Raw genomic sequence first — 12,373 nt, 5'->3', positions numbered from 1 at the left:
TTATGCGTTTATTCTCAAAATTAGGTCTTACCCTGTTTGTCAGTACCAGTCTGTTCATCACAGGTTGTCAGCCTTTTGTGCAATCTCCTGCCCATGTTTCACAGCAAGTTGAAGCCGAAAATCAGTTTAACCTACAAGGCAAAATTGGTGTGCGCACTCCGCAGCAATCTGGCAGTGCCTTTTTTACTTGGGTACAGCAGCAACAGCAGTTTGATATTGAACTGAGCGGCATTTTGGGCGTTGGTAAAACGCAAATTAGCGGACAACCAGGACAAGTCACCCTCAACAGTGCCAAAACAGGGATAATTTATGCCGAAAGTCCTGAAGAACTGTTAGAACAAGCCACAGGTTGGCAAGCGCCCATCACCCACTTGGTCGATTGGGTACAAGCCCGACCTGCAACGGTCAATGCCCAAATTCAAAAAGACCCCCAACAGCGCCCGACTCAATTTATTGAAGATGGTTGGACGGTCGATTTGAGCTATAACGACAGTGCCAGTTTGCCAAACCGTCTGATTTTGAAACAAGCACTTGAATCAGGGCAAGAAAACCGTATTACAATGCTCATCCAAAATCGTTAATCACTTGCCAAGTTTCGCCATGATTCGTGTACCCTCACCTGCCAAATTAAATCTGTTTTTGCACATTACTGGGCGTCGTGACAACGGCTACCATGAATTGCAGACTATTTTTCAACTGATTGATTTATACGACTGGCTAGAATTTGAAGTCAATGATACTCAAAGCATTCAAATTCAGGGTTTAAACAGTGTCAATTTAGAGCAAAACCTGATTTACAAAGCCACGCAAATTTTAAAACCCTACGCGAAACAAGCCACAGGTTTAAATATTAAAATTGAGAAGCACATCCCTATGGGTGCAGGGCTTGGCGGAGGTTCATCCAATGCCGCAACCACCTTAATTGTAGTCAATCAACTTTGGCAATGTGGCTTGGATACTCAAAAACTAGCTGAACTTGGTTTACAGCTCGGAGCAGATGTACCGATCTTTGTGCATGGTCGTAATGCATGGGCAGAAGGCATTGGTGAACAGTTAACATTCATAGACTTAGCCCCAAAACAATATATTGTGTTAAAACCTGACTGTTTTATCAGCACTCAACTACTTTTTTCACAAAAAACATTGACAAGAAACACGAAGCCCACTAAATTCTGCGGCTATCAGATAAAGCCATCTGACTTTGGAAATAATTTTGAGCCTGTGGCACGAAATTTATACCCCGAAGTTGATGAAGCAATGCGTTATTTAGACCAATTTGGTCAAGCAAAGCTTACAGGTACAGGTGCTTGTGTCTTTACTGAAGTGACTGCAGAAATGAATGTAGACGACATTTTGGCACACTCACCATGTACTGCGTACGTTGTGAACAGCTTAGATGAATCTCCATTACGACATTTCACAGTACAATAGGGGTATCGCCAAGTGGTAAGGCACCGGTTTTTGATATCGGCATCCGTTGGTTCGAATCCAGCTACCCCTGCCATCTCTTTCACCTGTAGATTACTGTATTAGGGGTATCGCCAAGTGGTAAGGCACCGGTTTTTGATATCGGCATCCGTTGGTTCGAATCCAGCTACCCCTGCCATCTTACAGTGATCAAATCTAGGGGTATCGCCAAGTGGTAAGGCACCGGTTTTTGATATCGGCATCCGTTGGTTCGAATCCAGCTACCCCTGCCATTTTCTCGCATTAGACAGAACCCCCAATATTACCGCTATCCTGTTAATTTACCTTGACAGAACGCAGTAAAAATATTAAAGTTCTGCCGCATTAGGGGTATCGCCAAGTGGTAAGGCACCGGTTTTTGATATCGGCATCCGTTGGTTCGAATCCAGCTACCCCTGCCATCTATTCTTACATACACCAACCGCCAAGGGTGCTTCATGCCCAATCTTGTCGTTTTTAGTGGAACCGCGCATCCACAATTCGCTCAAAAAGTCGTAAGCCACTTGCACATTCCTTTAGGTGCTGCATCAGTTTCTACCTTCTCTGATGGTGAGATTGCTGTAGAGATTACCGAGAATGTCCGTGGTAAAGACGTATTTATCGTACAACCTACTTGTGCGCCAACCAATGACAACCTCATGGAAATCTTGGTGATGGCTGACGCGTTGCGTCGTGCAAGTGCAGGTCGTATTACTGCCGTTATTCCTTACTTCGGTTATGCCCGCCAAGACCGTCGTCCTCGTTCTACACGTGTTCCAATTACCGCTAAAGTGGTTGCAGATATGCTCACCACTGTAGGGATTGACCGTGTAGTGATGATTGACTTGCACGCAGACCAAATTCAAGGTTTCTTCGACATCCCTGTAGACAACATTTATGGTACGCCTGCGCTATTGGCTGACCTGCGTCAACAGTCACACGACAATCTCATGGTAGTTTCACCAGACGTTGGTGGTGTGGTTCGTGCGCGCGCTGTTGCAAAACAAATGGGTGATATCGATCTTGCAATTATCGATAAACGTCGTCAAAAAGCGAATGAATCACAAGTGATGCATTTGATTGGTGATGTAAAAGATCGTGACTGTGTCATTGTAGATGACATGGTGGATACTGCAGGTACATTATGCAAAGCTGCCGATGCACTTAAAACTTTTGGTGCTCGCCGCGTTGTTGCTTATGCTACCCACCCTGTACTTTCAGGCAAAGCGATTGAAAACCTGAAAAATTCTGTGATTGATGAACTGGTTGTTACAGACACCATTCCTCTTTCAGAAGAAGCTCAAGCACTTGGTAAAATTCGCCAAGTATCTGTAGCAAGTATGGTTGCAGAAACAATTCGCCGTATTAACAACGAAGAATCTATTAGCGCAATGTTCGATTCTTATCTATAATAGAGCGCTAAATTTTCAAAGCCCTGCCACTTGGCAGGGTTTTCTATCACTAGATTGGTCGCAGATCTAGTTTATTTAAACTCAAAATAAGGATGTCTATCATGGCAAACTTCGTATTAAACGCTCAAGCGCGTGAAGCAGCTAACCAAGGGAAAGGTGCGAGCCGCCGCCTTCGTCACGCTGCATTAGTTCCAGCTATCATTTATGGTGGCGACGCTGAGCCTGTAACAATCACTTTAGAACTTCGTGAGCTTGTAAAAGCTTTAGAAAGCAATGCTTTCTTTGAAGAAGTTGTAGAAATCAAAGTAGGCGACAAAGTTGAAAACGTGAAAATCCAAGCGTTACAACGTCACCCTGCTAAAAACACACCTATGCACGCTGACTTCAAACGCGCATAAGTGTTCATGGTATAATTAGTGGCTAATATTTCACTGATTGTTGGTTTGGGCAACCCTGGTAAAGAGTATGCCCAAACCCGCCATAATGCAGGCTTCTGGTTTGTAGAACGCCTTGCAGATCAATATGGCATTACATTAAAAGCCGATCCTAAATTTCACGGGATCAGCGGACGTGGTAATATCGAAGGTCAAGACATTCGTCTGTTATTACCCACAACCTTTATGAATCGTTCTGGTCAAAGTGTTGTTCCCTTCGCCAAATTCTATCAAATTGCACCTGAAGCAATGCTGATTGCTCATGATGAACTGGATATGAACCCAGGGATCATTCGCCTAAAAACGGGTGGTGGTCATGGTGGACATAATGGTTTACGTGACATCGTGCCGCACACAGGTCCAAACTTCCATCGTTTACGCATTGGTATTGGGCATCCGGGTTCAAAAGAACGCGTGTCTGGTCATGTACTGAGCAAAGCACCAAGTAGCGAGCAAACTTTAATGGATGATGCACTTGCACATGCATTAGGTCGTATCAAGTTACTGGTCAATGGCGAAGTACAACAAGCCATGAATCAAATCAATGCCTATAAACCGAACTGATGAATCCACAATTGTTGAACAATCACACTTGCCATGTCGCAATTTTCAGAGCAAAATGCGCTTTCTGCTCGGAACTGACATCCAGCAAGCAGTGTTTGAATTCAACCATAAGATAAAATCTTAGGTCCACTAAGGAGACGCTCACCATGCTATCTCGTTTATTAAAATGCAAAATCCACCGTGCTTTTGTAACTCATGCAGAACTTCACTACGAAGGTTCATGTGCAATTGACGGAACACTCATGGATTTGGCTGGCATTCGTGAATATGAAGAAATCCACGTATGGAACGTGACCAATGGTAAGCGCTTCACAACTTATGCAATTCGTGGTGAAGACAACTCAGGCATCATTTCAGTCAATGGTGGTGCTGCACACCAAGCCGATGTAGGCGATATTATTATTATTGCAACCTTTGGTGACTTCACTGAAGCAGAAGCCAATGCACACGAACCACGTTTGGTCTATGCAAACCCAGACAATACCGTGAGTCACACTGCAAACTGTATTCCTGTACAAGTGGCTTAAGCCATTCCTGTACAAAATAAAAAAAACTCGCAAATTTTGCGAGTTTTTTTATGGCTCAATAAAAGTCTTTCTAACCTTTAATCGCAAGAATTACAAATTAATCATCTTGCAAGCTATGCAATAAGCTATGGCTAATACCATCAGCCCTTAAAAATGCAAAATCATAACTTGCGGTTGCAAGCGCCAACACGCGACGTTCAAACTCCTGCCACAAAGGTCGCACTTCTTTGTAGTGAATGCCCAAGCCGCTTTCATCGGTAAAATGTCGATTTTTTTCACAAATTTTCAGTGCATGGTACAGCTTACGCCCTTTTGAAGCATCATCACGTAAACGCACCCGCTTAGAGCGGATAAACCCTTCGACATGACGCAGGTCAGCAAAAGGCAACATAGGCACTAAAATCTGATCGAGCTGTGCATCTAAACGACGCCAAACGGCAGTGTGTTGTTCAGACGTATAACTGTTCCATTGAATCACTTCATGGTTAAAGCGACGGCAACCTCGACAGACAGCATCACCAAACACCGTAGAACAACGACCTGCACACGGGGTTAAAGTGGCAATTTGACGATCCTTACTCAACACAACACTCCAATATTTAACAACACCTGTTGGCGCATCAACATGAACACAACATTCTTCTTTGAAACGAGTGGCATCATACCCCGTTCTGCTACATTTTTAAAATGTTGTGTCGTGCTTTAAAACCATGTACCGCACTCGGTTTTCTCGCATATTCACACAAAGCAGGTTAGAATATGCGCCTTAAATTTTTGTCTTTCATCTATTGGAGTACTCCATGAACGCTACTGTAGAACAGCTTGCACCTGTAGAACAGCCAGCGACCACGACTTGGGTTGTTGCCGCACTTTATCAATTCAAAGAAGTTGCAGATCCTGCCGATCTTCAACAACGCTTATTAGATTTGGTAAATTCAATCAACCTTTGCGGTACTCTTATTGTGGCAGGTGAAGGCATTAATGGAACTGTAGCGGGTGATCGTGCCGCGATTGATCAAGTTCACCAATTTCTGTTGAATGAAGGCTTTACTACAATGGAATACAAAGAGTCGCACAGCTCTGAAAAGCCATTCCGTAAAATGAAAATCAAGCTGAAAAAAGAAATTGTGACTTTGGGTGTAGAAGTAAAACCACGTGATTTAGTCGGTCACTACCTAGACCCGAAAGAATGGAATGAACTGATTGCCCGTGACGATGTCATTCTGATTGATACCCGTAATGACTATGAATACAAAGCAGGAACGTTTAAGGGCGCAATTGACCCGAAAACTGAAACGTTCCGTGAATTTCCAGAATATGTGAAACAAAACCTAGAACAGCATAAAGATAAAAAAATTGCGATGTTCTGCACAGGCGGGATTCGTTGTGAGAAATCGACCTCGTTATTGTTGCAAGAAGGTTTTACCGAGGTTTATCACTTAAAAGGTGGCGTACTTAAATACTTAGAAGAAACACCAGCAGATGAAAGCTTATGGGAAGGTGAATGTTTCGTATTTGATGGCCGTACTGCGGTGACACATGGTATGCAAGAAGGTCAAAACACCAAATGTCATGCTTGCGGTTGGCCATTACTGCCTGAAGAAGTTGAATTACCAAGCTATGAACACGGTGTATCTTGTGTGTACTGTATTGATAAAACCAGTGAGAAACAAAAAGAAGGTTTCCGTATGCGCCAATCACAAATTGCCGCAGCTAAACGTAAACGTCTGTAATCCGTACAGGCTCATACACATCAACAAGGTCTAACAAAAGCCATGTTGATGTTGTATCGACCACTCTAATCATATTGAAAAAGTCCTCATCCAGTATGGGGATTTTTTATGTCTACATATATGCTTCACGCAAGATTACATAGAACATAAAAATACAACGCTTGTTTACCAAGCATTGCGCAATATCCCCAGATTGGGTGATAGCATTCAATCAAAATAAGCCACAAAATCTGTGGCTATATTGGTGCAGATGTTCAGCACAAACTCAACATCTCCCATAACCCAAAATTCAAGGATCGTTATGTATTCCTAAATTTATATGCCGCAATCAGGAGTGACGCTATGCCTAAAACAACAATTTCAAATTCAATGCACACACTACGTTTTACGCCTGTAAAATCTGTGACTGCTACGCATAGCGCAACAATGCAAGATGGTTTGGAACATGAATCTCATACTTTTATTGTGGCTTTAGGTGCAATTTTAGGCGGTATTATTGCGGCATTTGTTGGCTATCATCTACAAGCGCATTTCTTGAATTACGCCCTGCTCTGTGCCATTCCTATACTTGTGGCATATAGCTTAAGACGTGTATATATCTATACCCTGACCCATGCAGAGCTTGATTAAGTCTAAATTGCGCAAGACTTTACTGTTCGTCCAATACTGCTTAGGATAGAAGCACTTTTCTAAAGCACAACCTGCATGAACTTAACTGAATGGATTATTTCCATTATGGAACAACTGGGCTACCTTGGTATTGCCCTGTTAATGTTTCTGGATAATGTTTTTCCACCCGTTCCTTCTGAAATTATTATGCCCTCTGCAGGCTATTCTGCATCGCAAGGGCAATTACTGCTATTGGGTGTCATCATTGCAGGCTGTATCGGCTCGTTGTTCGCAGCGGCAGTGTTATATTGGGTAGGTTATCGCTGCAAACATGAAAGTATTTACCACTGGGTCAATCGCTACGGTAAATATCTATGGATTAAAGAACAAGACGTCCGAAACTCCCTGCATTGGTTTGAACAATATGGACATCGGATTGTATTTTTTGGGCGCATGATTCCCGCTATTCGTTCTCTCATCAGTATTCCTGCAGGCATGAGCCACATGCCATTTTGGAAATTTATGTTTTATAGTGGTTTAGGCACAATTATTTGGACCACTTTTTTAGCTTGCGTGGGTTATTATTTTGGTGAAAACCAACAATTGATGCAGCAAATTTTCAGTCAGGTCAGCCATGTCATTATAGGCTTGGTGCTCTTAGTCATCGCAATTATTTTATACCATAGGCATCGCCGTAAAATGCGTGACTAATGCTTGTGTTGCTGCGCAATTGAATCAATTTTTTGGGGAAAATCAGACATGAAACCATATTTATTATTTTTTGCTGCGGTTTACAGTATTACGCTGGTCTTACTCATTACCGTATTGATTTTTGGTCTGAACTTAGGTGGCTTGACCTTGCTCCCTGCATTAATTGCCGCAGCATTCATTAGCGCAGGACATTTTGTCAAAAAAGAACAACGCTTACCGAGCAGTGATGAAAAAATTCAACTGGTTTGGGGCTCAAGTGCGGTGGCAATTATTATTGGTAGCTTCTTTGTGTTTTTCTTGGTGCTGATGAATCCGAATGCAGAAGCCATTTTAAAAGCTGCAGATAAAGCAGGACTAGCACTGGCTGCGGTGGTGATGCTGTGTTTGATTGCGATTCATGGTGCAGTTTTTCATGTTGCCTATGGTTGGTATGCGAACCGTTATTATCAAAAAAAGTACTTATAAGCTTACCTAAAGTACGTATTTCACACTGAACCGCAACATCAAACACTTAAAATCAACATCAGGCTGATATATCACACATAAATTTACGTCTGACATGCGCTGTAACTGAAATGCATTCTGAATAGGCTATAAGCCTACATTGTAGCAGCGTAGATTAAGCCTATTCATAGCGATTTATGAATATAGGAACGCTATAACGCATACAAAGATAAAAAGGTGATTCGAATGTCAGATTTTGAACGCAATGAAAAAATTGACCGTGATGTGGTTAAGAACTTACCAAAAGAAGAACGTGATCGCTTAAATGCCGATCCAATTACAGGAGAACCTGGTGCACACCCTGTCGGTACTGGTTTAGGTGCTGTTGGCGGTGCGGCTACTGGTGCAACAGTAGGTGCGCTGGGTGGTCCAGTAGGTGCTGTGGTCGGTGGTGCTGTAGGCGCTGTAGTGGGTGGTTTGGCAGGTAAAGGTGCAGCAGAAGTTGTGAACCCTACCGAAGAAGAAGCTTACTGGCGTACCAATAGCTTAAATACAACCTACTTTACAGAAACACGCAACCATTATCATGATTTAGATTATGATCGTGACTATCAAAATGCCTATCGCATTGGTTATGAAAACCGCCCACATTATGATACGCACACACGTTTCGAAGATGTTGAGCCCGATCTAAGAAGCAAATGGGAGCAAATTAAAGGCAGTTCACGCTTAACGTGGGAACAAGCTAAATTTGCTGTCAAAGATGCTTGGGATCGTGCGACACGCTAATTGGTAACATGATCATTGAAGCGCCATAATAAAAAACGCACTGCGATTTGCGCAGTGCGTTTTTTTTATGAGGATTACATATTACACAATATGTAAACCAAGCCATTAATCAGGCGTGTGGTACATCAAATATAATTCATTCAGGTTTTCAGGAATTTCTTCTGCAATTTCGTCCATTAACTGACCATTGCGACGGAAAGATTCCATTTGTGGATCTTCTTCATCAATGCCGCTAAACACCATCATTGGCAAAGTTAAATCAACCAATTGCTCTTCAAATTCAGGCGTAAACCATGCTTCTTCGTTTAAGAACATCGCATCGACAAAGCCAACGCTCCAATCACCCAAACTTGAATCAACTTCTGCTTCTTCAATTTCAAATGGAAACTCAATGCCTTCTTCATTGGCTAAACTTTGGCGAATGCTTTCTAACCAAGCCTGAATTTGCGCAATAATTTCAGCAGGCACTTTCTTTTGGTTGCCTTCAAACAATTCATTTAACCATGGGTCAAATTGAGGTCCAACTGCAATGGCACACAAGAAACCATGCGTTGCAGCGAAGTCTAGACCATACTCGTTTTGGTCACCATCTAGATATTCACTTAACAGGTCTAAATCTAAAGCAGTCATTTCAAATCCATCGGTGTCAATTTAGGGGTGTAGCATAGCATTTTCAATGCCAGATACAGTACCTGATTTTAGTCATCTTCATCGTCAAAATCGTCGTCATCGTCAAAATCATAATCAAAATCTTTGAGCTCACGTTCCAAACGACGTTGTGCGAGTAAATCATCAATCAAACGGCGCTTTTCTAAAGATTCTTTCGCGCTTATTTTGTTTGATGCCTCATCGAAATTAACATCATCATCACCGTAGTTATCATCTAGTTCAAAATCTGTAGAAGACACTAAAACTACCTCAGAATGAAAAAATGTGAAGGGTCTAGCCGCTATTTATCTGCCTTTATAAATATTGTCAAGTTTTATTTATTTTTTTCAAAAAACTGCAACATAGACAGCTTGCAACATTGCGGCAAATTTGTGTATTTATGAACAAGTTAGTATCATTATTTGAGATTCGCCCCAATCATAAAAATATTTTGCGGGCAAAAAGGAAATTGACTTGAAAAACAGTAATGAAGCCCCATATTCCTATCACATTCTTCATTCAAACATCATTTTAAAATCATGCTTGATTGATCAATTCACCCCCTATTTAAAGCGAATTGTGCTATCATGCACGGTTTTTCACTGCCACAGATTCAACGAAGAGTAAGCAAAGATGAGCGATATGAATTCCCCTACTTCGCAAGTAGCGGCTCTGATTAGCCGAGGCAAAGAGCAAGGTTACCTAACTTACGCTGAGGTTAACGATCATCTCCCGGACTCAATCACAGAAAGCGAGCAGATTGAAGACATTATTCAAATGCTTCAAGACGTCGGTATTCCTGTGCATGAACGTGCGCCTGAATCTGATGATGCAATGTTCGAGGATAATGCGGAAGCTGCCGACGAAGTTGCTGAAGAAGAAGCTGCAGCGGTACTTGCCTCTGTAGAAAATGAGCCTGGTCGCACCACAGACCCTGTGCGTATGTATATGCGTGAAATGGGTACGGTTGAGCTGTTAACGCGTGAAGGTGAAATTAGCATTGCGAAACGTATTGAAGAAGGGATTCGCGATGTACTTCACTCGATTGCCTACTGGCCAAACGCAGTGCAAGTGGTACTGCAAGAATATAAAGATTATGAAGCAGGCGAACGTCGCCTTGCCGATATTTTATCAGGTTATTTAGACCCTGAAACCGATGAAGAAATTCCAGAAGTTTTAGAAGACGAAGCCGATTTAGACAAAGAAGAAGACACCAGCAACAAACCAACCAAAGACGTCAAACTTGATGATGACGATGAGGAAGAAGAAGCTGAAGCCGAAGAAGAATCTGAAGCAGATTCAGGTCCAGACCCAGAAATTGCAAGAATGCGTTTTGGTGAATTGGAACAGGCTTATCTTGCAAAAATTGCTGCCATTGAAAAACATGGTCGTGAAAGTGCCGAAGCTCAAGAGGCTTTAGAAGCTTTAGCGACTGTATTCATGATGTTTAAATTTACGCCACGTTTATTCGATATTATTTCGGAAATGATTCGTGGTACACATGAACAAATTCGTACTGCTGAACGTGAAGTGATGCGTTATGCGGTGCGTCGTGGTCGTATGGATCGTACTCAATTCCGTACCTCATTCCCAGGTCAGGAATCTAACTTTGCTTGGTTAGACGAGCACATTGCCAAAGCACCTGCCGACCAAAAAGGCTATTTGGAAAAAGTACGTCCAGATATTTTGGCGTTCCAACAAAAAATTGCCGACATTGAAAAAGAGTTAGGCTTAGATGTTAAAGGCATCAAAGAAATTTCTAAGCGTATGGCAGTAGGCGAAGCCAAAGCCCGTCGTGCGAAGAAAGAAATGGTTGAAGCCAACTTGCGTCTGGTTATTTCGATTGCAAAAAAATACACCAACCGTGGTTTACAATTCCTAGACTTGATTCAGGAAGGTAACATCGGCTTGATGAAAGCGGTAGACAAGTTCGAATACCGTCGTGGTTATAAGTTCTCGACTTATGCAACATGGTGGATTCGTCAGGCGATTACCCGTTCTATTGCCGACCAAGCGCGTACCATTCGTATTCCAGTACACATGATCGAAACCATTAACAAGATCAACCGTGTATCGCGTCAATTGCTTCAGGAAATGGGTCGTGAACCGACTCCAGAAGAATTAGGCGAACGCTTGGAAATGGATGAAGTTAAAGTTCGTAAAGTTCTGAAAATTGCCAAAGAGCCGATTTCTATGGAAACGCCAATTGGTGATGATGAAGATTCACATTTGGGTGACTTCATTGAGGACAGCAACATCACCTCACCTGTTGATGCGGCAACCTCTGAAGGCTTAAAAGAAGCGACCCGTGAAGTGCTTGAAAACTTGACTGAACGTGAAGCCAAAGTTCTGAAAATGCGTTTTGGTATTGATATGCCAACCGATCATACTTTGGAAGAAGTTGGGAAGCAGTTTGATGTGACCCGTGAACGTATCCGTCAGATTGAAGCCAAAGCCTTACGTAAACTTCGTCACCCTTCTCGTTCTGAACACTTACGCTCGTTCTTGGAAAATGACTAAGATTGCTGCATAAATGAGCTATTGAAATTTTTAAATTCAGCCTCATTTATTCAACAAGACAAAAAACGCCTGCCCTATGCAGGCGTTTGATATAGAGATAGAGACACACGCTTATGACGTTATTCAACCGTACCCCATCTCGTGAACTACAAGAGCATCTTTGGGTGTTTCCAATGGATTACCCAATTAAACTCATTGGTGACGCGGGTGATGAACTGCGTATTGCTGTGGTTGAAATTTTAGTGAAGCACTTCCCTGAGTTTGATGCACAAAGCATCAGCATTACCCCATCACGCACAGGCAAGTATCATTCAATTACAGCACAATTGCGTTTTGAAGAATTGGAACAAGTGCATGCCATTTATGCAGATTTGGCAGCTTGCCCACTGATTAAAACTGCATTGTAATTTTGTAGATTGATTTTCAAATAACACGCTTTCGGGCGTGTTTTTTGTTTCTGCGCTGCCAAAATCTTATTCAATCCACAAATCCCCTACAGCCGCCACATTTTCGTATAATAAAATCAATTTCTTGCT

The 12,373-nt window shown here is 42.3% G+C and carries 16 protein-coding genes and 4 tRNA genes; 17 read left to right on the top strand and 3 right to left on the bottom strand.

From position 1 onward, the window contains the following. The first annotated feature begins 2 nt into the window (after positions 1-2). The 10 genes from lolB to panD all read left to right on the top strand — a co-directional run bounded on the left by lolB (position 3) and on the right by panD (position 4,383). Entirely contained in the window at positions 3-581 is a 579-nt protein-coding gene (lolB, locus tag FTV52_RS05780) for a lipoprotein insertase outer membrane protein LolB (protein ID WP_154320977.1), read from the top strand. A 19-nt stretch (positions 582-600) separates the two neighbouring features. After that, entirely contained in the window at positions 601-1,431 is an 831-nt protein-coding gene (ispE, locus tag FTV52_RS05775; protein WP_131260682.1) for a 4-(cytidine 5'-diphospho)-2-C-methyl-D-erythritol kinase, read from the top strand. Then, positions 1,430-1,504 (top strand) — tRNA-Gln (locus tag FTV52_RS05770). The genes ispE and FTV52_RS05770 overlap by 2 nt, the downstream gene beginning before the upstream one ends. A 27-nt stretch (positions 1,505-1,531) precedes the next feature. Then, positions 1,532-1,606 (top strand) — tRNA-Gln (locus tag FTV52_RS05765). A 19-nt stretch (positions 1,607-1,625) separates the two neighbouring features. Next, positions 1,626-1,700 (top strand) — tRNA-Gln (locus tag FTV52_RS05760). Positions 1,701-1,793: 93 nt separating this feature from the next. After that, positions 1,794-1,868 (top strand) — tRNA-Gln (locus tag FTV52_RS05755). Positions 1,869-1,904: 36 nt separating this feature from the next. After that, complete coding sequence (locus FTV52_RS05750; RefSeq protein ID WP_004972226.1) at positions 1,905-2,858, top strand: ribose-phosphate pyrophosphokinase; 954 nt, start codon at positions 1,905-1,907, stop codon at positions 2,856-2,858. Between the two features lie 101 nt (positions 2,859-2,959). After that, positions 2,960-3,256 carry a 50S ribosomal protein L25 gene (gene rplY, locus FTV52_RS05745; RefSeq protein ID WP_004972228.1) on the top strand — a complete coding sequence of 99 codons (297 nt, stop codon included), beginning with the start codon at positions 2,960-2,962 and terminating at the stop codon, positions 3,254-3,256. 18 nt (positions 3,257-3,274) lie between these two features. Then, entirely contained in the window at positions 3,275-3,856 is a 582-nt protein-coding gene (gene pth / locus FTV52_RS05740; RefSeq protein ID WP_179990210.1) for an aminoacyl-tRNA hydrolase, read from the top strand. Positions 3,857-4,002: 146 nt separating this feature from the next. Further along, positions 4,003-4,383, top strand: coding sequence for an aspartate 1-decarboxylase (gene panD / locus FTV52_RS05735; RefSeq protein WP_004972232.1), 381 nt, complete (start codon positions 4,003-4,005; stop codon positions 4,381-4,383). Positions 4,384-4,480: 97 nt separating this feature from the next. On the opposite strand, the gene FTV52_RS05730 is transcribed toward panD, so the two are convergent. Then, positions 4,481-4,966, bottom strand: a complete 486-nt coding sequence (locus FTV52_RS05730; protein ID WP_179989235.1) for a DUF1289 domain-containing protein — start codon at positions 4,964-4,966, stop codon at positions 4,481-4,483. Positions 4,967-5,183: 217 nt separating this feature from the next. Here FTV52_RS05730 and FTV52_RS05725 point away from each other — a divergent pair, with 217 nt between their 5' ends. The 5 genes from FTV52_RS05725 to FTV52_RS05705 all read left to right on the top strand — a co-directional run bounded on the left by FTV52_RS05725 (position 5,184) and on the right by FTV52_RS05705 (position 8,669). Beyond that, positions 5,184-6,116, top strand: coding sequence for a rhodanese-related sulfurtransferase (locus FTV52_RS05725; protein ID WP_104853141.1), 933 nt, complete (start codon positions 5,184-5,186; stop codon positions 6,114-6,116). A 342-nt stretch (positions 6,117-6,458) separates the two neighbouring features. Continuing rightward, the gene (locus FTV52_RS05720) at positions 6,459-6,746 is read left to right on the top strand and encodes a hypothetical protein (protein WP_096901025.1); all 288 of its coding nucleotides are present in this window, start codon (positions 6,459-6,461) and stop codon (positions 6,744-6,746) included. Between the two features lie 75 nt (positions 6,747-6,821). Next, positions 6,822-7,436 carry a DedA family protein gene (locus FTV52_RS05715; RefSeq protein WP_179990208.1) on the top strand — a complete coding sequence of 205 codons (615 nt, stop codon included), beginning with the start codon at positions 6,822-6,824 and terminating at the stop codon, positions 7,434-7,436. Between the two features lie 48 nt (positions 7,437-7,484). Further along, positions 7,485-7,901 carry an ABZJ_00895 family protein gene (locus tag FTV52_RS05710; RefSeq protein WP_004972241.1) on the top strand — a complete coding sequence of 139 codons (417 nt, stop codon included), beginning with the start codon at positions 7,485-7,487 and terminating at the stop codon, positions 7,899-7,901. Between the two features lie 225 nt (positions 7,902-8,126). Continuing rightward, the gene (locus FTV52_RS05705; protein ID WP_096901027.1) at positions 8,127-8,669 is read left to right on the top strand and encodes a hypothetical protein; all 543 of its coding nucleotides are present in this window, start codon (positions 8,127-8,129) and stop codon (positions 8,667-8,669) included. 105 nt (positions 8,670-8,774) lie between these two features. On the opposite strand, the gene FTV52_RS05700 is transcribed toward FTV52_RS05705, so the two are convergent. Continuing rightward, complete coding sequence (locus tag FTV52_RS05700) at positions 8,775-9,299, bottom strand: YecA family protein (protein WP_004972244.1); 525 nt, start codon at positions 9,297-9,299, stop codon at positions 8,775-8,777. A gap of 68 nt (positions 9,300-9,367) precedes the next feature. Next, positions 9,368-9,577, bottom strand: coding sequence for a PA3496 family putative envelope integrity protein (locus FTV52_RS05695; RefSeq protein WP_004972246.1), 210 nt, complete (start codon positions 9,575-9,577; stop codon positions 9,368-9,370). 373 nt (positions 9,578-9,950) lie between these two features. On the opposite strand from FTV52_RS05695, the gene rpoD reads away from it, so the two are divergent. Both rpoD and FTV52_RS05685 read left to right on the top strand, forming a co-directional pair. Then, on the top strand, positions 9,951-11,837 hold the full coding sequence (gene rpoD / locus FTV52_RS05690) for an RNA polymerase sigma factor RpoD (protein WP_004972247.1): 1,887 nt from the start codon (positions 9,951-9,953) through the stop codon (positions 11,835-11,837). Between the two features lie 113 nt (positions 11,838-11,950). After that, positions 11,951-12,244, top strand: a complete 294-nt coding sequence (locus FTV52_RS05685; protein ID WP_019837061.1) for a YbeD family protein — start codon at positions 11,951-11,953, stop codon at positions 12,242-12,244. Positions 12,245-12,373 lie beyond the last annotated feature (129 nt).

It is taken from the genome of Acinetobacter sp. YH1901141 (assembly GCF_013416935.1).
In the GTDB taxonomy this organism is placed as follows: Bacteria; Pseudomonadota; Gammaproteobacteria; order Pseudomonadales; family Moraxellaceae; genus Acinetobacter; species Acinetobacter towneri.
Note: the sequence above shows the minus strand (reverse complement) of the source record. Positions and strands in the feature narration are given on the sequence as shown.

Excerpts from the sequence above, each read along its gene's own strand:
- lolB (WP_154320977.1), top strand. The coding sequence starts at position 3 with ATGCGTTTATTCTCAAAATTAGGTCTTACCCTGTTTGTCAGTACCAGT.
- ispE (WP_131260682.1), top strand. The coding sequence starts at position 601 with ATGATTCGTGTACCCTCACCTGCCAAATTAAATCTGTTTTTGCACATT.
- FTV52_RS05750 (WP_004972226.1), top strand. The coding sequence starts at position 1,905 with ATGCCCAATCTTGTCGTTTTTAGTGGAACCGCGCATCCACAATTCGCT.
- rplY (WP_004972228.1), top strand. The coding sequence starts at position 2,960 with ATGGCAAACTTCGTATTAAACGCTCAAGCGCGTGAAGCAGCTAACCAA.
- panD (WP_004972232.1), top strand. The coding sequence starts at position 4,003 with ATGCTATCTCGTTTATTAAAATGCAAAATCCACCGTGCTTTTGTAACT.
- FTV52_RS05725 (WP_104853141.1), top strand. The coding sequence starts at position 5,184 with ATGAACGCTACTGTAGAACAGCTTGCACCTGTAGAACAGCCAGCGACC.
- FTV52_RS05720 (WP_096901025.1), top strand. The coding sequence starts at position 6,459 with ATGCCTAAAACAACAATTTCAAATTCAATGCACACACTACGTTTTACG.
- FTV52_RS05715 (WP_179990208.1), top strand. The coding sequence starts at position 6,822 with ATGAACTTAACTGAATGGATTATTTCCATTATGGAACAACTGGGCTAC.
- FTV52_RS05710 (WP_004972241.1), top strand. The coding sequence starts at position 7,485 with ATGAAACCATATTTATTATTTTTTGCTGCGGTTTACAGTATTACGCTG.
- FTV52_RS05705 (WP_096901027.1), top strand. The coding sequence starts at position 8,127 with ATGTCAGATTTTGAACGCAATGAAAAAATTGACCGTGATGTGGTTAAG.
- FTV52_RS05700 (WP_004972244.1), bottom strand. The coding sequence starts at position 9,299 with ATGACTGCTTTAGATTTAGACCTGTTAAGTGAATATCTAGATGGTGAC.
- rpoD (WP_004972247.1), top strand. The coding sequence starts at position 9,951 with ATGAGCGATATGAATTCCCCTACTTCGCAAGTAGCGGCTCTGATTAGC.
- FTV52_RS05685 (WP_019837061.1), top strand. The coding sequence starts at position 11,951 with ATGACGTTATTCAACCGTACCCCATCTCGTGAACTACAAGAGCATCTT.